Origin of the sequence: Collimonas antrihumi (assembly GCF_018304965.1) — a bacterium.
Taxonomy (GTDB): Bacteria; Pseudomonadota; Gammaproteobacteria; order Burkholderiales; family Burkholderiaceae_D; genus Collimonas; species Collimonas antrihumi.
The window spans coordinates 348,655-366,945 of the sequence record NZ_JAGQED010000001.1 but is presented as its reverse complement, the minus strand read 5'-3'; the positions used below and the strand labels follow the sequence as shown (position 1 = coordinate 366,945).

The window sequence follows — 18,291 nt, the reverse complement described above, 5'->3', positions numbered from 1 at the left end:
GCATTAATGCTATTTTATTAAAAGCCGGCTTGCATGAGATCGCAAAATAAAAACGGGCGATACATATTTAATTATGTATCGCCCGTTTTGCTTTCGGATAGATCCGCTTACAGAATATGCTTGCCGATCCACCAGGCTATCGCTGCCATGAAGGCCGATGCAGGAATCGTCAGCACCCAGGCCCAAACGATATTCCCCGCTACGCCCCAGCGCACCGCAGAGACCCGGCGCGCCGCACCGACACCGACGATGGCGCCGGTGATGGTGTGGGTAGTCGAGACCGGCACACCCAGCATGGTAGCCAGGAACAAGGTGATGGCGCCGCCGGTTTCAGCGCAAAAGCCGCCTACCGGTTTCAGCTTGGTGATTTTCTGGCCCATGGTCTTGACGATACGCCAGCCGCCGAACAAGGTACCCAGGCTGATCGCGCTATAGCAGGAAATAATCACCCACCATGGCGGCAGTGCATCGCTCTGCTGCGAAAATCCGGTCGCAATCAACAGCATCCAGATGATACCGATGGTCTTTTGCGCATCGTTGCCGCCGTGGCCAAGGCTATACATGGAGGCCGATACCAGTTGCAGGCGGCGGAACCATTTATCGACCTTGCGCGGCGTCGAGCGCACGAAAATCCAGGAAACCAGCACCATCATGATGGAGCCGAACACAAAACCCAGCAGCGGCGACAACACGATAAATGCAATCGTCTTGATCAGACCGGCCGAGATCAGCGAACCGGTGCCGGCCTTGGCCACGGCAGCGCCGACCAGGCCGCCGATCAAGGCGTGCGAGGATGACGACGGGATGCCGTAGTACCAGGTCAGGATGTTCCAGCAGATAGCGCCGACCAATGCGCCGAAGACGACGTAATGATCGACCACATTAGGATCGATAGTGCCTTTGCCCACCGTCGCGGCAACGTGCAGCTGGAACACCGCAATCGCGATGAAGTTGAACAGCGCCGCCATGGCAACCGCCTGTTGCGGTTTCAGGACGCCGGTGGATACTACGGTAGCGATAGCATTGGCGGCATCATGGAAGCCGTTCATGAAATCGAATACCAGCGCCAGCGCAATAAGGAATACGAGAACGTAGATACTGATTTGAAGAGTATGCATGGATCAGGCGTTTTCTACGATAATGCCTTCGATGATGTTGGCCACATCTTCACAACGGTCGGTGACCGTCTCCAGCAGTTCGTAAATGGCTTTCAGCTTGATCAGGGTACGTACATCGGGCTCGTCGCGGAACAGTTTCGACATGGCGGCGCGCATCACGTGATCGGCATCCGATTCCAGGCGGTCGATCTCGACGCAGATGGCCAGGATTTCACGCGAGTTATCCATATTGTGCAGCAGGCCTACAGCCGCCTTGACCTTCTCGGCGCAGCCCAGGCACAACTCTGCCAGGCGTTTTGCTTCTGGCGTAATGGCCTTGATGTCGTACAGGGAAATGGTCTGCGCTGCATCTTCCAGCAAATCCAGAATGTCATCCATGCGCGTGATCAGCTGATGGATGTCATCGCGATCGATAGGCGTAATGAAAGTCTTGTGCAACATGTCGATAGCATGATGCGTGACCTGGTCGGCCTGCTTCTCTATGCCTTCGATCGCGTGCACGCGAATTTCCAGATCGTCGAAATTAGTCATCAACGCCACCATTTCTTTGGCGCCCTTGACGCATAGCTCTGCGTGCTGGTTAAAGAGCTCAAAGAATTTGCCCTCGGTGGGCATCAATCGTCCAAACATGTTTATTCTCTCTTCTGAGGGTTAAGCTGAATCTACTTACGGTACTAACGGTACTTCTTAATTTAAAGCAAACAAATGTCACGAAACTGAAATATATCAGGCTCGGGTTGCTAATACTAAACAGGCTTTGCTAGTTTTGCGTTATTGCAACAAAATCGCAACGAGGATTAGGTAACAAGTAATACTACGACAGTTAATCACCGCCGTACGGCGCGTCCAGGTTACCAACGTAATTGTCGAATTTGGTGTATTGACCGAGGAAGCTCAGCCGCACGCTGCCGATCGGGCCGTTACGCTGCTTGCCGATGATGATCTCTGCGGTGCCCTTTTCCTGCGAATCGGGGTTGTACACCTCGTCGCGATAAATAAACAGGATGACGTCGGCATCCTGCTCGATAGCGCCGGATTCGCGCAAATCGGACATAACGGGACGTTTATTAGGGCGTTGTTCCAGCGAACGATTCAACTGCGATAACGCGATCACCGGGCACTGCAGCTCTTTCGCCAGGCCCTTCAGGTTACGCGAGATTTCAGAAATTTCGGTAGCCCGGTTCTCACCGGCGTTATTGGCCGACATCAGTTGCAAATAGTCGATGATGATCAAGCCGAGCGTGCCGCACTGGCGCGACAGCCGGCGCGCCCGTGCGCGCAATTCGATCGAACTCAGGGCCGGGGTTTCATCGATGAATAACTGGGCATCGTTCATCTTCTGGATCGCATGCGTCAGGCGCGGCCAGTCTTCATCGTTCAGGCGGCCGGTGCGCAAGCGGTGTTGATCGAGCTTGCCGACCGAACCCAGCATACGCATGGCGAGCTGGGTGCCGCCCATTTCCATCGAAAAAATCGCTACCGGCAAACCGCTTTCGATGGCGACATTTTCGCCGATATTCACCGAGAACGCCGTCTTACCCATGGAAGGACGTCCCGCCACGATGACCAGATCGCCCTTCTGCAGCCCGGAAGTCATTTTGTCGAGATCGATGAAGCCGGTCGATACGCCGGTGATGTCGCTCTGGTTGTCGCGATTGTAGAGCTCGTCGATGCGCTCCACCACTTGCGTCAGCAAAGGCTGGATTTCCTGGAAACCCTGGGCGCCGCGCGCACCTTCCTCGGCAATCGCAAAAATCTTGGATTCGGCCTCGTCCAGCATTTGCTTGACTTCCTTGCCTTGCGGGCTGAAAGCCTGGCCGGAAATTTCATCGGCGACGGTAATCAGTTTGCGCAATACGCCGCGGTCGCGCACGATTTCTGCGTAGCGGCGGATATTGGCGGCGGACGGCGTGTTTTGAGCGAGTGCGTTGAGATAGCTGAGGCCGCCGACTTCTTCGGCCTTGCCGGTGCCGCTGAGCGACTCGTAGACAGTGATCACGTCAGCCGGTTTGCTGCCGTTGATCAGCTTGACCATGTGCTGGAAAATGATGCGGTGGTCGTAACGATAGAAATCGTCGGCATTCACAAAGTCGGCGATCTTGTCCCAGGCCGCATTATCCAGCAGTAATCCGCCTAAAACGGACTGCTCTGCTTCGATTGAATGGGGTGGTACGCGGAGGGAATCTAGCTGTGGATCGGACGGTGCTTTGGAAGGTGCTTTCATGGCGCGAATTATACCTGTTTCTACTATCCGTCTTGCCCCTGCTTCCCAAAAAAAGGACATAAAAAAAGCCGGGAATCCCCGGCTTTTTTAATACAACAACAACTATTTGCTAGCAGCGTATTGAACGTGCTTAGACGTGCTCGCCGATCACTGCGATAACGATGTCGACAACAACATCGGTATGCAAGGCAACAGCAACAGCGTGCTCGCCTGTGATCTTCAGCGGGCCGTTAGGCAGACGCACTTGCGCTTTTTCAACTGCGAAACCTTGCTTGGTCAACGCTTCAGCGATATCGAAGTTGGTCACGGAACCGAACAAACGGCCGTCAACACCCGATTTTTGCGAAATCTGCACGGTCAGGCCGTTCAGTTTTTCGCCTTGAGCCTGGGCAATCGCCAGCTTCGCAGCGGCGGCTGTTTCCAGATCAGCGCGTTTCGCTTCGAATTCAGCGATAGCAGTCGTTGTAGCACGACGTGCCATACGTTGTGGAATCAGGAAGTTACGTGCGTAACCGTCCTTGACACGAACAACTTCACCCAGATTGCCGAGATTAACGACTTTTTCCAACAGAATGACTTGCATGTTTTTCTCCTATTTCAAGTCGTCAATTAAGCGTTGTGCAGATCGGTGTATGGCAGCAGCGCCAGGAAACGTGCGCGCTTGATCGCAGTGTCCACTTGACGTTGATAGATTGCCTTGGTGCCTGTCAGACGTGCTGGCATGATCTTGCCGTTCTCTTGAACGAAATCTTTCAGCGTGTCGACATCCTTGTAGTCAACGCTAGCTACGTGAGCTGCGGTGAAACGGCAGAATTTCTTACGCTTGAACAGCGGGTTTTGTTGTTGACGCTTGTTTTTCAGTTTGCTTTTATCGAACTTTTTACCGAATGCCATTTTTGGCTCCTGTATTCAAATTTTGCTTAATAATCAATCTGCAATTTCAGCTTTGTTTCCCGAGGAAGCATTTGCTTCTATTGCAGCGAAATCCGTGATGTGAAATACCAGGCTTCTACCGTTGCGACTCTTGCGTGCCATGAATCCCGTGAACCAGAATGTGTTACCCAATTGCGCCTTGCTGAATCTTCCCGAAATCTCGCCTACGGCCAGCGCGGCAATTTCGAATTCAATCAAACGTTTGATACCTGCTTCAATCGGTTCCGAGCGGTGCTGCAATATCGCAGATACGATCGGGATGCCTGCCGGGGTGTAGCGTATGACTTCACGTTCGGCAACTTCGGCAACCAGTTGAAACACGTTATTGGGTTGATCCACTCCTGACGGACTCAAGGCGAACTTAATCGTTTTGCAATGAACGCTGGTAGCTAGCCGTTAAATCAGGCAGCCGGTGCTTCAGTACGATGGCTCTTGGCAGCATCTTCCTTCTGCACAGCCTTCATCATTGGCGAAGGACCGGTTTCGGCCTTCTTCAGCTTGACGGTCAGGTGACGCAATACTGCATCATTGAACTTGAAGCCGGTTTCGATTTCAGCCAGAGTTTCGCTGTCGCACTCGATGTTGAGGCAGACGTAATGTGCTTTAGCCAGTTTCTGGATCAGGTATGCCAGTTGGCGGCGGCCCCAGTCTTCCACGCGATGTACGGTGCCGCCACGAGTGGTGACGATACCTTTGTAGCGTTCGATCATTGCAGGCACTTGCTCGCTTTGATCTGGATGGACGATAAATACGATTTCATAATGACGCATGTAAGCTCCTTTTGGACGGATTGAAGAATCGCCCACCTCGGCGTCAAGACGAGTGTGGGAAGAGGAAAACCAGCAATAGTACTCGCAATTGCAACAAAACTCAACGCTTTCAGATGCTTAGGCCGAAGTCGGATCAAGAATGTGGTTAAAGGATACGTAAGGGATACGTGTGGGATACGTAAGGAATAGCTAAGAAGCGGCCTAAATGCATCAAATTGTCTTGCATTTGCACAAATACTGTACAAAAATACAGACTGTTGTTATGCACAGCATTAACCAGGCGCATTAGCGCAGCTCTTGCTCTTTTTTTGCTCCTTTTTTTTGCTGCTTTTTCCAGCACCACCCAGCATTTTCTACGCCAAATACACGCCATGATCAAATTGACCGCACGTCAGCAACAAATCCTCGATCTGATCAAGGACGCCATCGAAAACACCGGCTTCCCGCCGACGCGCGCTGAAATCGCCACCGAACTGGGCTTTCGCTCGGCCAATGCGGCGGAAGAACATCTGCAGGCGCTGGCGCGCAAGGGTGCCATTGTGATCGCGCCCGGCACCTCGCGCGGAATCCGGCTTACCGAAAGCGTCCACCGCAACCAGGGAACGCAACTGGCACTGCCACACCCTGCCCTGATGCAACTCAGCCTGCCGCTGGTCGGACGAGTCGCCGCCGGATCGCCGATCCTGGCACAAGAGCATATCCAGGCCAGTTATAACGTCGACCCCGCCTTGTTCAGCGCCAAACCGGATTATTTATTGAAGGTGCGCGGCATGTCGATGCGTGACGCCGGCATCCTGGATGGCGACTTGCTGGCAGTAAAAAAAGCCGACAGCGCCCGCAACGGCCAGATCGTGGTGGCCCGCCTGGGTGACGATGTCACGGTCAAGCGCTATCAAAAAACCGGTTCCGTGATCCAGCTGCTCCCTGAAAATCCTGATTTCGAGCCGATTATCGTGACATCCAAACAAGAGGATTTCGCGCTGGAAGGATTGGCGGTCGGGCTGTTGCGTAGCTGGTCCTGATCGATCGGGGAGCCAGACAGGTCAGATTCAGGATCGATCGAGACGGCGCCGCTTGGTCAATATCTGACTGGCGATGCCGCGCAAGATATTGACCTCTTCAGTTTCCAGCTGAGTACGCGAAAACAAACGCTTCAAGCGCGGCATCAATTTTTTCGGGCTGGCCGGATCGAGAAATTCAATCTCTACCAAGGCTTTTTCGAGATGCGCAAACATGCCGTCGATATCGGCCAGACTGGCTGCATTCCCTTGAAAACCGATTTCCGCGCCAGCTACCGGCGGCAATTCTTCGCTCGCCGCGACCCGGCATTCATAAGCCAGCACCTGCACCGCCTGCGCCAGATTCAGCGATGAGTACTCTGGGTTGGCGGGAATGTTCAACAGCACATTGCATTTTTCGACAATCTCGTTAGGCAAGCCATAACGCTCGCTACCGAATATGACTGCCGCGTTCAGGCTGACATCGCCGGCGAGCTGGATCGCCAAGGCGCGCGGCGCAGTCAACGGCGGAGAAAATTCGCGCTGACGGGCGCTCAGCGCCGCGGCAAAGTTGCAACCTTCCAGCGCCTGCTCCACGCTATCGACGATCCGCGCTGCTGCAAGAACGTCTTGCGCGCCGCTGGCAAATGCAACGGCTTCGTCACGCTGCAACACATCGGGAAAACGCGGATTCACCAGGATCAGCTCGGAAAATCCCATGGTTTTTATAGCGCGCGCAGCCGCGCCGACATTGCCGGGGCTGCTGGTCTCAACCAGCACAAAGCGCAGGCGCTTGAAAAGAGACGTGTCGATTTTTGCCTGATTCATTTAAAATAGCGCCATTACGTGGACTTTCTTTACCAAAAGTTGTTTATTTATCAAAATACTCAGCTGAAACGTCCGCCTCGTTCATTATCATTCATATAGGTGGTCCTGTTCCCGGTTGGCACAGTGCCGCCATTTTAACGGAACCCGACCATGCATCCAATGCTCAATACGGCCATCAAGGCCGCCCGTAACGGCGCCAAGGTAATCTCGCGCGCCTCTTTCGACCTCGATCTGCTGAAAGTAACAAAAAAACAGCATAACGATTTTGTCACTGAAGTCGACCAGGCCGCAGAAGCGGCGATCATTGATGTATTGAAGAATGCCTACCCGGACCACGCCATCCTGGCCGAAGAATCCGGCGCTTCCGCCAACCTGCACGACGACAACGAAAACGTCTGGATCATCGATCCGCTCGACGGCACAACCAATTTCATCCACGGCTTCCCGCAATACTGCGTCTCGATCGCATTGCAACACCGCGGCCAGATCACCCAGGCCGTAGTCTACGACCCGACCCGCAACGACTTGTTCACCGCCACCAAAGGTTCCGGCGCCTATTTGAATGAAAAGCGGATTCGCGTCGGCAAGCGCGACAAGATTGCCGATGCCCTGATCGGCACCGGCTTTCCGTTCCGTGAAACTGAAGGCCCTGCGATGGACGAGTACATGAAAATGTTCCGTATCATGACGCAAAGCTGTGCCGGCCTGCGCCGCCCTGGCGCCGCCGCCCTCGACCTGGCATATGTCGCCGCCGGCCGTCTTGACGGCTTCTTTGAAAAAGGCTTGAAGCCTTGGGATATCGCTGCCGGCTCATTGCTGATCAGCGAATCGGGCGGGATTGTCGGCGATTTCACCGGCGAATCCGATTATTTGTACAAGGGTGACGTGCTGGCGGGCAGCCCGAAGGTATTTGCGCAAATGGTTGGCTTACTGTCACCGTTTGCCAAAAAATAAATTCGTCGCTAGTTAGTGGTATGCGCAAGGGGGAAATCCCCCTTGCCGCCGATAGCGAAAAACTCTTCATTTTGTCATTTCAACTGCGTAGGCCAGAGACTACAATTCATGCGCATCAGCGTAATTGGACACTCTCAACGACCATCTCACGCAGGAGAACAATAATGGCAGTCAAACCAATTCCGGACGGCTACTCATCCGTCACCCCTTATCTCGTTGTAGACGGCGCCGCCAAGGCCATCGCGTTTTATCAAAAAGCCTTCAACGCAGTGGAAGTACTGCGCATGGAAATGCCCGATAAAAGAATCGGACACGCAGAAATTAAAATCGGCGATTCCCACATCATGCTGGCCGACGAATGCCCGGAGATGGAAATCCGCAGCCCGAAAGCATTGGGCGGAGCCGGCGTCAGCATTGTACTATACGTAGACAATGTGAATGCACTTTACCCGCAGGCAATCGCCGCCGGCGGAACCGAGCTGCGGCCACTGCAAGACCAGTTTTACGGCGACCGCTCAGGCACCTTGAAAGACCCTTTCGGGCACGTCTGGACCGTAAGCACGCATATCGCCGATTATTCAGAAGAAGAAATACGCGAGCGCGCCGCTGCCGCCATGAAATGAGCTGCCTGATCGACCTTTGCCGGGCGCATCAGCTCTAATTTGCCCTATTGCGATCCGCTTTGCTCACCAAGCGGATCGCTAATACCAATTTTATGTGCAGGGCCCAATAACACACCGGAATTGCTTGCCTGTAGCGCGCCATTGTTATACTCTCCGGCGACACAGCACATTCTCCAGTCAAATGCTGCTGTTAAGGGGGCTGACAGCCTCCCGGGAGTCGAAACGGCTCCAATCTCCTCTAATCCCGTTTGCCTGCGACTGGCGCCTTATAAAAGGCGACAGGCCGATATTATTCTATTGAGTTGTCATGTCTTTTTCTGAACTCGGCTTGTCCGAAGCCATCGTTCGTGCCGTAACCGAACACGGATACACTACCCCTACCCCGATCCAGACCCAAGCTATTCCTGCGGTATTGGCGGGCGGCGATTTGCTGGCAGGCGCCCAGACCGGTACCGGCAAGACCGCCGGTTTTACCTTGCCTGTGCTGCATCGCCTGTCGACCTCCGCTACCAACCCGACCGGCAGCCAACGTCCGATCCGTGCCCTGGTGCTGACACCAACGCGCGAACTGGCGGCACAAGTCGAAGAAAGCGTTCGCCTCTACGGCAAATATCTGAAGCTGACCTCCGCCGTAATTTTTGGCGGCGTCGGCATCAATCCGCAAATCAAGCTGCTCAAGCATGGCGTTGATATCCTGGTGTGCACCCCGGGCCGCCTGCTGGATCACATGCAGCAAGGCACCGTCAATCTGAACCAGGTGGAAATCCTGATCCTGGACGAAGCCGACCGCATGTTGGACATGGGCTTTATCCGCGACATCAAGAAGATTCTTGCGGTACTGCCGAAGAAGCGCCAGAATCTGCTGTTCTCGGCCACCTTCTCGGACGAAATCAAGATCCTCGCCGACAATTTGCTGAACTCGCCGGCCATGATCGAAGTAGCGCGCCGCAACTCCACAGTCGAAGTAATCCAGCAAAAAATTCACCCGGTCGATCGTGATCGCAAGCATCCGCTGCTGGCGCATTTGATCAAGACCCATCAATGGTCGCAAGTGCTGGTATTTACCCGCACCAAGCACGGCGCCAACAAGCTGGTCGAGCAACTGGAAAAAGACGGTATCAGCGGCATGGCGATCCACGGCAACAAGAGCCAGTCGGCGCGCACCCGCGCGCTGGCCGAGTTCAAGGATGGCAGCCTGCAGGTGCTGGTAGCAACCGACATCGCGGCGCGTGGCATCGATATCGATCAATTGCCGCACGTGGTCAACTATGACCTGCCTAACGTGCCGGAAGACTATGTCCACCGGATCGGCCGCACCGGCCGCGCCGGCGCCACCGGTGAAGCGGTATCGCTGGTGTGCGTGGATGAGCACCAGATGCTGAAAGACATCGAGAAGCTGATCAAGCGCGAATTGCCGAAAGAAGTGGTTGCCGGTTTTGAACCGGATCCTAATGCGCGCGCGCAGCCGATACAACTGCGTAGTGGCGGCGGCGGTGGCAATCGTGGCGCCGGCGGTGGTGGCGGACGCGGACGTTCGCAAGGCGCTGCTCCAGGCGTTAAACCAGGCCAGGGCCCTTCCCGTGGCCACGGCGGCGGCACCGGGACGCAAGCACGTCCTGCAGCCCCACGCCGCTCGGGTGGGCGCGGCCGCTAAGATTGATCAAGCAAACCAAGCTTCGCTAAAACCAGTGCGATGCCGCATCAAGCGGCATCGCCAAATACCCCGCACAACAACAGCACTTCCCAGACATGAACGCGATCCGCAGCGGATTTAGACGTCATGCAACCCTCCCGGATTCAGTCACACAGCCCTCCCCTGGTCGAGACGATGATGAGCGCTCTCCGATAATCTATCGAGGCCGATGCGCGTCAAAAAATATCAATAACACATCGCGGTATTGGCGGGACGAATCAGCGAATAAGCGAATAAGCCAATAAGCGTGCGCCCAACTTGAATGAGAGAAAATTTCGGAAAAGTAAAACGAACAGAAGAAATCCGCGAGCATGTTTATGTCGCAGACGAAATATTGCAAATATGGAATTTGACTACAGGAAAGTGCGGTGAAGAGAGGCAGAAAACTGGTCCGGCCGGAGGGAATCGAACCCCCAACATTTCGGGTAGAAGCCGAATGCTCTATCCAGTTGAGCTACGGCCGGATTCATGCGCCAAGTGATGCTTTGATTCCGATCGCAAGATCTTCAAGTGCCGTGATTAATTTTCATCAACCACAAATGAAAAACGGGCTGTCCGAAGACAACCCGCTTATTTTTTGGTCGGAGTACAAGGATTCGAACCTTGGACCCCCTGGTCCCAAACCAGGTGCGCTACCGGGCTGCGCTACACTCCGAGAAGCAAGATAATAAACAGTATTCCGATTTTTGTCAAATTTTTATACAGGAAAATTTTGAAATTTTGCTGCAAAAACCAACCCAATAACGGTACCGCCAAAAGCTTATCTGCTGAAAAACTTGAGAGACGGATTAGACCAGATTTCAGAAAAATATGCGAGAAAAAATCGCATATTTTCGTAAAAATTTATCTCTTCTTTTACTTCTGCTTAAAACATCAGCAAAACAATGAAAAAACGCGCTGCATTATCCGAATCACGCTTCAAAATTGTTTTTGAAATTGCTTGTGAAATTATTTAGGAATTATTTCCAAACTAATTTCCAAACTCACTCAGTCCTGCCGCAACGCTATTTGCGCACGCTGAAAGATCACTTTAAAACGACTGCCCTTGCCATATTCCGAAGTGATTTCAAGGCGACCTCGATGACGCAGCAAAACATGCTTCACGATCGCCAGGCCGAGCCCGGTTCCTTGCGTAGCGCGCGAGCGCGTTTTGTCGACGCGATAGAAACGTTCGGTAAGCCGGCTCAGATGTTCCGCTGCAATGCCGATGCCATCATCGATCACGGTCAAACTTGGACACTCGTTTTCCATGCCCCAGCCAACTTCGATGCGTCCACCGTCCGGCGTATAACGAACCGCATTCGAGAGCAGATTGGCAAATGCGCTTTCCAGCTCATCGTGATTGCCTTTGAGATCGATTTCCTGCGCTTGCAAAGTGATGTGGTGCTTACCGCCGGATAAGGCCCTGGCCTCCTCCACTATGCGGTTCAGCAGCGGCTTGATGCGCACCGTATCGCCGGATGGCTGCTGCACCAGAGATTCGAGACGGGTCAAGGTCAGCATGTCTGCCACCAGTCGTTGCATGCGCTGCCCTTGCTCGGCCATCAGATGCAACTGGCGCTGGCGGGTTTCCTCGCTCATTTCGCTACTCAGCGCATGCTCCAGAAAGCCGTTGATGACCGTCAGCGGAGTACGTAGCTCGTGCGATGCATTGGCGATGAAATCGCGCCGCAAGGTATCCGTTTTTTCATTTTGGGTCACATCGTGAGTGACCAGGATCTGGCGCCGGCTTTCGAAGGAAATCAGTTGCACCAGAATTTTTCTATCGTGATGCATGAACGGCAGTGGTTGCTCGAAGCGGCCCGACAACATGTAATCGACGAAATCGGGAGAACGTATCAGGTTGGTCAGCAAGCGCCCCTCGTCACGCTTCAGATCCAGGCCCAGGTGGCTTTGCGCCGCCGGGTTGCACCACTCCAGATGCATCACGCCGTCGACGATCACCACGCCGTCCGGCAGCAAACTCATGGCTTGCCGAAAACGCGCCAGCCATTCCGCCATCTCGGTGCGTGAGCGTTCATCCTCCAGCCGGATGTCTTCCAGCGCGGCGAATGCATGCGCCCATAAGCCCCAGGTTTTCGGCCGCCGGGCGCCAACCGGAGCATCCATCCAACACTCGATCTGATACAGCGACCACATCTGCAGGAACAACAATACCGCCAGCGACAAACTAAAGAACACCAGTCCGATGACGGCGCCGCAAATGGCCGCAACCGCCACGGCAACCAGCGCCAGCAAACCAAACCAGAGCAGCGCCGGCACCCAGAATGCGCGCGCGTTGCGGGTGCTGGCCACAGCTCCTGTCACGCTGCGGGCTCGGCGTTGAGTTTGTAGCCGACGCCGCGCACGGTCTTGACGTAATCGGCAGCAAGGCCAAGCGATTTACGCAGGCGCATGATGTGCACGTCGACCGTGCGCTCTTCGATGAAAGTATGATCGCCCCAGACTTTATCGAGCAATTGTGCGCGCGAAAAAATACGGTCCGGATGCGCCACGAGGAAACGCAGCAATTTGAACTCGGCCTGATCCAGTTCGATTTCCTGGCTATTGACGGTGACCTGATAACGATCGGTATCGATCTGAATCAAACCGTGGCTAAGCAGACTTTGCCCGAGCTCCGGTATCTTGCGCCGCAACAGCGCTTGAATCCGCGCGATCAACTCCTTGGGTGAAAACGGTTTGGTAACGTAATCGTCGGCGCCGGCATTGAGTCCGCGCACCTTGTCCTCATCCATGCCCTTGGCAGTCAGCATGATGACCGGCAAGGTGGCGCTACGCGGCTGGCTGCGCCATTCCTGCAATAACGCCAGGCCGGAGGTATCGGGCAGCATCCAGTCGAGCAGCACAGCCTTGGGCAAGATACCGGTGATCGCTTGCCGCGCCTCATTGGCGCTATACGCAATCTCGCAGGAAAAGCCGGCGTCATCGAGCGTGAACCGCAATAGTTCGGCGATGCCGGGTTCATCTTCGACAATCAAAATGTGGGTTTGAAATTTCGACATCGGCAATTAACTCTATTCAGTGGGCAGTCGACAATTAAGTTGACAATCAAGTGCGCGCTCAGGCGGACATTCAGGCAGACACCTTATCGGCAATCCGGCGCGCCATCGTTTGCGCCAGATCGGCATTCTTGGCTTCAACCATGACGCGTATCAGCGGCTCGGTCCCGGAAGCCCGAATCAACACGCGCCCGTCATCGCCGAGCTCCTGCTCAACAGCTTCTTTCTCTGCCACCATCGCCGGACTTTTTTTCCAGTCGAAGCCCGCGCTCACCTTCTTGTTGATCAAGGTTTGCGGATAAAGCGCGATATCGGCGGTCAGTTGCGCCAGCGTTTCACCATCGCGCTTGAGCGCGGACAAGACCTGCAAGGCCGATACGATGCCGTCGCCGGTAGTATGCTTATCCAGGCACAGAAGATGGCCCGAGCCTTCGCCGCCGAGGTTCCAGCCGCGTTCTTTCATCACTTCCAGCACGTAGCGGTCGCCGACGTTGGCGCGGGCGAACTCGACGCCCATTTTCCGGAACGCCACTTCCAGCGCCATATTCGTCATCAAGGTGCCGACCGCACCTTTTACCGGGCCGGTCTTCAAGCGATCCTTGACCATCACATATAGCAGCTCGTCGCCATTATAAATGCGGCCGCTGGCATCCACCATTACCAGGCGATCAGCGTCGCCGTCCAAGGCAATTCCGATATCTGCATGATTGGAGCGCACCGCCAGCGCCAGCGCGTCCGGCGCAGTGGCGCCAAAGCCGGCATTGATATTGAAACCGTTCGGCTGGTTGCCGATAGAAATGACTTCAGCTCCCAGTTCATGGAATACGTGCGACGCAATATGATAGGCCGCGCCATGGGCGCTATCGACCACGATGGTCAGTCCGCGCAAGTCGAGCTCGTTGGGGAAAGTGCTTTTACAAAATTCGATGTAACGTCCGGCAGCGTCATCCAGGCGCTTTGCCTTGCCCAGCTTATCGGAGGCCACGCACTCCATCGGCAACTCCAGCGCATCCTCAATCGCGGTTTCCACCGCGTCCGGCAATTTGTTGCCCTGTGCCGAAAAGAACTTGATACCGTTATCTTCATACGGATTATGCGATGCTGAAATCACCACGCCGGCCGACAAACGCAACGCGCGCGTCAGGTAGGCAATCGCCGGCGTCGGCATCGGCCCGGCCAGCATCACGTCGACGCCGGCGGCGGCAAAACCTGCTTCCAATGCAGCTTCCAGCATATAGCCCGAAACCCGGGTATCTTTGCCGATCAGCACAGTCGGCTTGCCAGCGCCTGATTTCGCCTGCGCCAGCACTTTACCGGCAGCGTAACCCAGCCTCATCACAAAATCCGGTGTAATCGGCGCTACGCCGACACGCCCACGCACGCCATCGGTACCAAAATATTTTCTTGTCATCTCAGCTTTCATTCAAATTCTCTAGTCAATCACTGCCATATTGCTGCTTGCGCATTACGGCTTACGTTATGCCCGCTGCGCCGCCTGCCAAACCTTGAGCGCGTCCACCGTCTCGGCCACGTCATGCACCCGGACCATCTTAGCACCCTGCGCAACCGCCGCCAAAGCCGCCGCAAGGCTGCCCGCGAGGCGTCGTTCCACCGGTTTGCCGGTCAGTTCTCCCAGCATGGTTTTACGCGAGATTCCCGCCAGCAAAGGCAAATCCAGCGCACGTTGAATATCGCCCATGCTTTGCAACAAGGCAACATTATGCGCCAAGGTCTTGCCAAAGCCAAAGCCCGGATCGATGCTGATGCGATTTCGCGCTATCCCGGCCAATTCAAGCACAGCCACCCGCTCTTGCAGGAAAGCGCTGACTTCGGCCACCACATCCTGATATTCAGGCTTGATCTGCATGGTTGGCGGATCCGCCTGCATGTGCATGATGCACAGGCCGCAGTCGCTGTCGCCAACCGCCTCCAAGGCGCCTGGAGCACGCAAGCCGTTGATGTCATTGATCAGGTCGACGCCGGCGGCAAGCGCCTCGCGCATTACGGCCGGCTTGTAGGTATCGATGGAAAGCGGTTTGCCGCAGTCGCGCAGAGCGTAAATGGCCGGCATGACCCGGTCCAGCTCTTCTTCCAGCGACAGCGCCGGGCTGCCAGGACGGCTCGACTCGCCACCTATGTCGATGATATCGACGCCGTCCGCAATCATTTGTTCGGCATGTGACAAGGCAAATTCAAGCGACTGAAATCGGCCGCCATCGGAAAATGAATCGGGCGTGATGTTGAGGATGCCCATCACCAGTGGCCGCGCTTGCGGCGTATTGACCGGGAGCCGATAACGGCCGCATTGGAAATATTCTTGCATATTGAAAAATGGATTTGAAGAATGGATTTAAAACGCGCGAAGATAAATAAAAAGGGCGAGGATTGCTCCTCACCCTTGCTTATAAAGTTTCACAAGCTACGTTTCACAAGCTACGTTAGAGCCTGTTGACCTTGCAGCAGGCGCACCGGACCGGATCAGGCCGGTGCGGTAGCAGTCGGCGAGACGCCGCCGGACGAACTGTCGCTAGGCGCTTTCCGGACCGAGCTGCCGGCTTTCGGCAGGCGTGGCTCGAGGCCTTCCATGATGTCATTGATCTGATCGGCATCGATGGTTTCCCAATCCAGCAGGGCCTTGGTCATCGCTTCGACCTTGTCCTTGTTTTCCTCTAACAGACGGCGCGACAAGGCATATTGCTGATCAAGAATGCTGCGAATCTCGGCATCGACTTTTTGCTGAGTCGCTTCCGACACCGTCTTGGCTGACATGCGGCCAAAGTACGCGTCCTGCTCGGTATCTTCGTAGACCATGGTGCCCAGGGTCTCAGACATGCCGTAACGCGTAACCATCGCCCGTGCCAGCTTGGTGGCGCGTTCAAAGTCGTTCGAAGCGCCGGTCGACATCTGGTGCATGAAAATCTCTTCTGAAATACGGCCGCCGAACAGGATGGCGATTTCTTCCAGCATCTTGTCCTTGTACATATTGACGCGGTCATGCTCAGGCAATTGCCAGGTCAGGCCAAGGGCAAAGCCGCGCGGCATGATGGTGACCTTGTGCACCGGATCGGCTTTCGGCAGCAGCTTGGCTACCACCGCATGGCCGGATTCGTGATACGCCGTATTGCGACGCTCTTCCTCGCGCATCACTGCAGACTTGCGCTCAGGGCCCATGACGATCTTGTCCTTGGCATCCTCGAAATCCTGCATCTCTACCAGACGCTTGGCGCGACGGGCGGCAAACAGGGCCGCTTCATTGACCAGGTTGGCCAGATCGGCGCCCGAGAAGCCAGGTGTACCACGTGCCAGGATGTCGGCTTTGACATCGGTGGAAATCGGTACCTTGCGCATGTGAACGTTCAGGATCTGTTCGCGGCCGCGGATATCCGGCAAGCCAACCACCACCTGGCGGTCGAAACGACCCGGACGCAACAGCGCTTTGTCGAGCACATCGGAACGATTGGTGGCAGCGATCACGATCACGCCGGAATTGGCTTCGAAGCCATCCATCTCGACCAGCATCTGGTTCAGCGTTTGTTCGCGTTCGTCATTGCCACCGCCCATGCCAGCGCCACGATGACGGCCGACTGCATCGATTTCATCGATAAAAATAATGCAGGGAGCATGCTTCTTGGCGTTTTCGAACATGTCGCGTACCCGCGATGCGCCCACACCGACAAACATTTCAACGAAATCGGAACCGGAAATAGTGAAAAACGGTACTTTGGCTTCGCCGGCAATCGCACGTGCCAGCAAGGTTTTACCAGTACCCGGAGGACCGACCATCAGCACGCCATGTGGAATCCGGCCGCCCAGCTTCTGGAATTTGGTCGGGTCGCGCAGGAAGTCGACCAGTTCGGACACTTCCTCTTTGGCTTCATCGCAGCCGGCAACGTCGGCAAAGGTCACCGAATTGCTGTTCTCATCCAGCATGCGCGCTTTCGACTTGCCGAACGAGAATGCCCCGCCCTTGCCGCCGCCCTGCATTTGCCGCATGAAGAAAATCCAGACTCCCAACAACAGGATCATCGGGAACCATGAAATAAAGATCTGCTGCAGGAACGATGGCTCTTCCGGCTGCTTGATCTCGAATTTGACGTTGTTGTTGACCAGGTCGCCGATCAGGCCGCGATCCAGCGATGTAATGGCAGTCTTGACTTTCTTGCCGTCCGAAGTAGTGGCAACAATGCTGCGATCTTCAATCGTGGCATCGGTGATATGGCCTGACCGTATTTCGCTGATGAGGTCGGAATAGGCAATCGGCCCTGCGCCGCTAGCCAGTCCTCGCCCATCGAACTGCTTGAATACGGTGAAAAGCACCAGGGCGATGACCACCCAGATGGCGGCTTTGGAAAACATGTTGTTCACTAGAACTCCTTGGACGCGCTGCGCGCCTGACATAGGTACAGCTTCGAGGTATTCCTTAGATTTTACTCGGAATGGGTACGGCTTGCTAGATTGGATATGTGGCCGCACCCATGATAAATCAAGGAAAATTTGTTAATTACCGTGGATTCTTCAATATCTTTCCAAGCAAGAAGATTTCTGACGATTTATCACGGCTGGCTTTCGGTTTTCTGGAGGCTACGGTTTTGAATTCCTGACGAAATTTCATCAACACTTCATTGTAACCGGTGCCGTTGAAACATTTTGCCAACAAAGCGCCGCTTGGCTTCATGTGTTGTTGCGCGAATTCAATGGCCAAATCGATAATTTCTTCGACCCGGGCCGCGTCCGAGATAGCGATGCCGGATAGGTTGGGCGCCATGTCGGACAGCACCAGATCCACCTTACGCCCCTCCAGCAAGCGCTCCAGCTGGCGCAAGCTGTCCGCTTCGCGGAAGTCGCCCTGGATGAAATGGACGTCGGCAATCGGCTCCATCGGCAAGATGTCGAGACCGATGATCATGCCGTGGATGCCGCCGCCGTCCTGGCCGGCCAGCTTGTTACGAGCATACTGCGACCAGCTGCCCGGGGTGGATCCGAGGTCGACAATGATCTGGCCAGGCTTGATCAGCTTGTCCAGTTCGTCGATTTCTTTTAGCTTGTAAGCAGCCCGCGCACGATAGCCTTCTTTCTGCGCCAGCTTCACGTAAGGATCGTTAATGTGGTCGTGCAACCAGTTTTTGTTTAATTTCTTCTTTGCCATTCGCG

At 55.0% G+C, this 18,291-nt stretch carries 18 protein-coding genes and 2 tRNA genes; 4 read left to right on the top strand and 16 right to left on the bottom strand.

Annotation, left to right across the window (positions count from 1 at the left end; translation table 11 throughout):
- Window positions 1–107: 107 nt before the first annotated feature.
- From KHU29_RS01660 to rpsF, 7 genes are all read right to left on the bottom strand, one after another.
- Window positions 108–1,118 carry an inorganic phosphate transporter gene (locus KHU29_RS01660; protein WP_211450947.1) on the bottom strand — a complete coding sequence of 337 codons (1,011 nt, stop codon included), beginning with the start codon at window positions 1,116–1,118 and terminating at the stop codon, window positions 108–110.
- Window positions 1,119–1,121: 3 nt separating this feature from the next.
- Window positions 1,122–1,748 (bottom strand): DUF47 domain-containing protein, encoded by a 627-nt coding sequence (locus KHU29_RS01655; RefSeq protein WP_014006461.1) that lies wholly within the window; start codon window positions 1,746–1,748, stop codon window positions 1,122–1,124.
- A gap of 193 nt (window positions 1,749–1,941) precedes the next feature.
- The gene (locus KHU29_RS01650; RefSeq protein WP_211450946.1) at window positions 1,942–3,342 is read right to left on the bottom strand and encodes a replicative DNA helicase; all 1,401 of its coding nucleotides are present in this window, start codon (window positions 3,340–3,342) and stop codon (window positions 1,942–1,944) included.
- Window positions 3,343–3,472: 130 nt separating this feature from the next.
- Window positions 3,473–3,925 carry a 50S ribosomal protein L9 gene (rplI, locus tag KHU29_RS01645; RefSeq protein ID WP_092432494.1) on the bottom strand — a complete coding sequence of 151 codons (453 nt, stop codon included), beginning with the start codon at window positions 3,923–3,925 and terminating at the stop codon, window positions 3,473–3,475.
- Window positions 3,926–3,951: 26 nt separating this feature from the next.
- Complete coding sequence (gene rpsR / locus KHU29_RS01640; protein WP_038488337.1) at window positions 3,952–4,236, bottom strand: 30S ribosomal protein S18; 285 nt, start codon at window positions 4,234–4,236, stop codon at window positions 3,952–3,954.
- 33 nt (window positions 4,237–4,269) lie between these two features.
- On the bottom strand, window positions 4,270–4,614 hold the full coding sequence (gene priB, locus KHU29_RS01635) for a primosomal replication protein N (protein ID WP_343216015.1): 345 nt from the start codon (window positions 4,612–4,614) through the stop codon (window positions 4,270–4,272).
- Between the two features lie 62 nt (window positions 4,615–4,676).
- A complete protein-coding gene (gene rpsF / locus KHU29_RS01630) occupies window positions 4,677–5,045 on the bottom strand; it encodes a 30S ribosomal protein S6 (protein ID WP_038488331.1) in 369 nt (122 codons plus the stop codon).
- Window positions 5,046–5,416: 371 nt separating this feature from the next.
- Between rpsF and lexA the strand changes: the two genes are divergently transcribed.
- On the top strand, window positions 5,417–6,067 hold the full coding sequence (gene lexA, locus KHU29_RS01625) for a transcriptional repressor LexA (protein ID WP_211450945.1): 651 nt from the start codon (window positions 5,417–5,419) through the stop codon (window positions 6,065–6,067).
- A gap of 27 nt (window positions 6,068–6,094) precedes the next feature.
- On the opposite strand, the gene KHU29_RS01620 is transcribed toward lexA, so the two are convergent.
- Window positions 6,095–6,871, bottom strand: a complete 777-nt coding sequence (locus tag KHU29_RS01620; protein WP_211450944.1) for an RNA methyltransferase — start codon at window positions 6,869–6,871, stop codon at window positions 6,095–6,097.
- Window positions 6,872–7,021: 150 nt separating this feature from the next.
- Between KHU29_RS01620 and KHU29_RS01615 the strand changes: the two genes are divergently transcribed.
- The 3 genes from KHU29_RS01615 (at window position 7,022) to KHU29_RS01605 (ending at window position 10,102) form a co-directional block, all read left to right on the top strand.
- On the top strand, window positions 7,022–7,825 hold the full coding sequence (locus KHU29_RS01615) for an inositol monophosphatase family protein (RefSeq protein WP_092351569.1): 804 nt from the start codon (window positions 7,022–7,024) through the stop codon (window positions 7,823–7,825).
- A 164-nt stretch (window positions 7,826–7,989) separates the two neighbouring features.
- Window positions 7,990–8,448: a VOC family protein gene (locus KHU29_RS01610; RefSeq protein WP_211450943.1), complete on the top strand. Its 459-nt coding sequence runs from the start codon at window positions 7,990–7,992 to the stop codon at window positions 8,446–8,448.
- Window positions 8,449–8,755: 307 nt separating this feature from the next.
- Window positions 8,756–10,102, top strand: a complete 1,347-nt coding sequence (locus KHU29_RS01605) for a DEAD/DEAH box helicase (protein WP_211450942.1) — start codon at window positions 8,756–8,758, stop codon at window positions 10,100–10,102.
- 426 nt (window positions 10,103–10,528) lie between these two features.
- Here KHU29_RS01605 and KHU29_RS01600 read toward each other — a convergent pair.
- The 8 genes from KHU29_RS01600 to KHU29_RS01565 all read right to left on the bottom strand — a co-directional run bounded on the left by KHU29_RS01600 (window position 10,529) and on the right by KHU29_RS01565 (window position 18,286).
- Window positions 10,529–10,605 (bottom strand) — tRNA-Arg (locus KHU29_RS01600).
- Between the two features lie 114 nt (window positions 10,606–10,719).
- Window positions 10,720–10,796 (bottom strand) — tRNA-Pro (locus KHU29_RS01595).
- Between the two features lie 332 nt (window positions 10,797–11,128).
- On the bottom strand, window positions 11,129–12,448 hold the full coding sequence (gene phoR / locus KHU29_RS01590) for a phosphate regulon sensor histidine kinase PhoR (RefSeq protein WP_211450941.1): 1,320 nt from the start codon (window positions 12,446–12,448) through the stop codon (window positions 11,129–11,131).
- Window positions 12,445–13,143: a winged helix-turn-helix domain-containing protein gene (locus KHU29_RS01585; RefSeq protein ID WP_211450940.1), complete on the bottom strand. Its 699-nt coding sequence runs from the start codon at window positions 13,141–13,143 to the stop codon at window positions 12,445–12,447. Before KHU29_RS01585 ends, phoR begins: the two co-directional genes overlap by 4 nt.
- A 70-nt stretch (window positions 13,144–13,213) precedes the next feature.
- Entirely contained in the window at window positions 13,214–14,551 is a 1,338-nt protein-coding gene (gene glmM / locus KHU29_RS01580) for a phosphoglucosamine mutase (protein WP_211450939.1), read from the bottom strand.
- 66 nt (window positions 14,552–14,617) lie between these two features.
- Entirely contained in the window at window positions 14,618–15,463 is an 846-nt protein-coding gene (gene folP / locus KHU29_RS01575) for a dihydropteroate synthase (RefSeq protein ID WP_211450938.1), read from the bottom strand.
- Window positions 15,464–15,618: 155 nt separating this feature from the next.
- A complete protein-coding gene (gene ftsH, locus KHU29_RS01570) occupies window positions 15,619–17,505 on the bottom strand; it encodes an ATP-dependent zinc metalloprotease FtsH (protein WP_211450937.1) in 1,887 nt (628 codons plus the stop codon).
- Between the two features lie 136 nt (window positions 17,506–17,641).
- Entirely contained in the window at window positions 17,642–18,286 is a 645-nt protein-coding gene (locus tag KHU29_RS01565) for an RlmE family RNA methyltransferase (RefSeq protein WP_211450936.1), read from the bottom strand.
- Window positions 18,287–18,291: the final 5 nt, after the last annotated feature.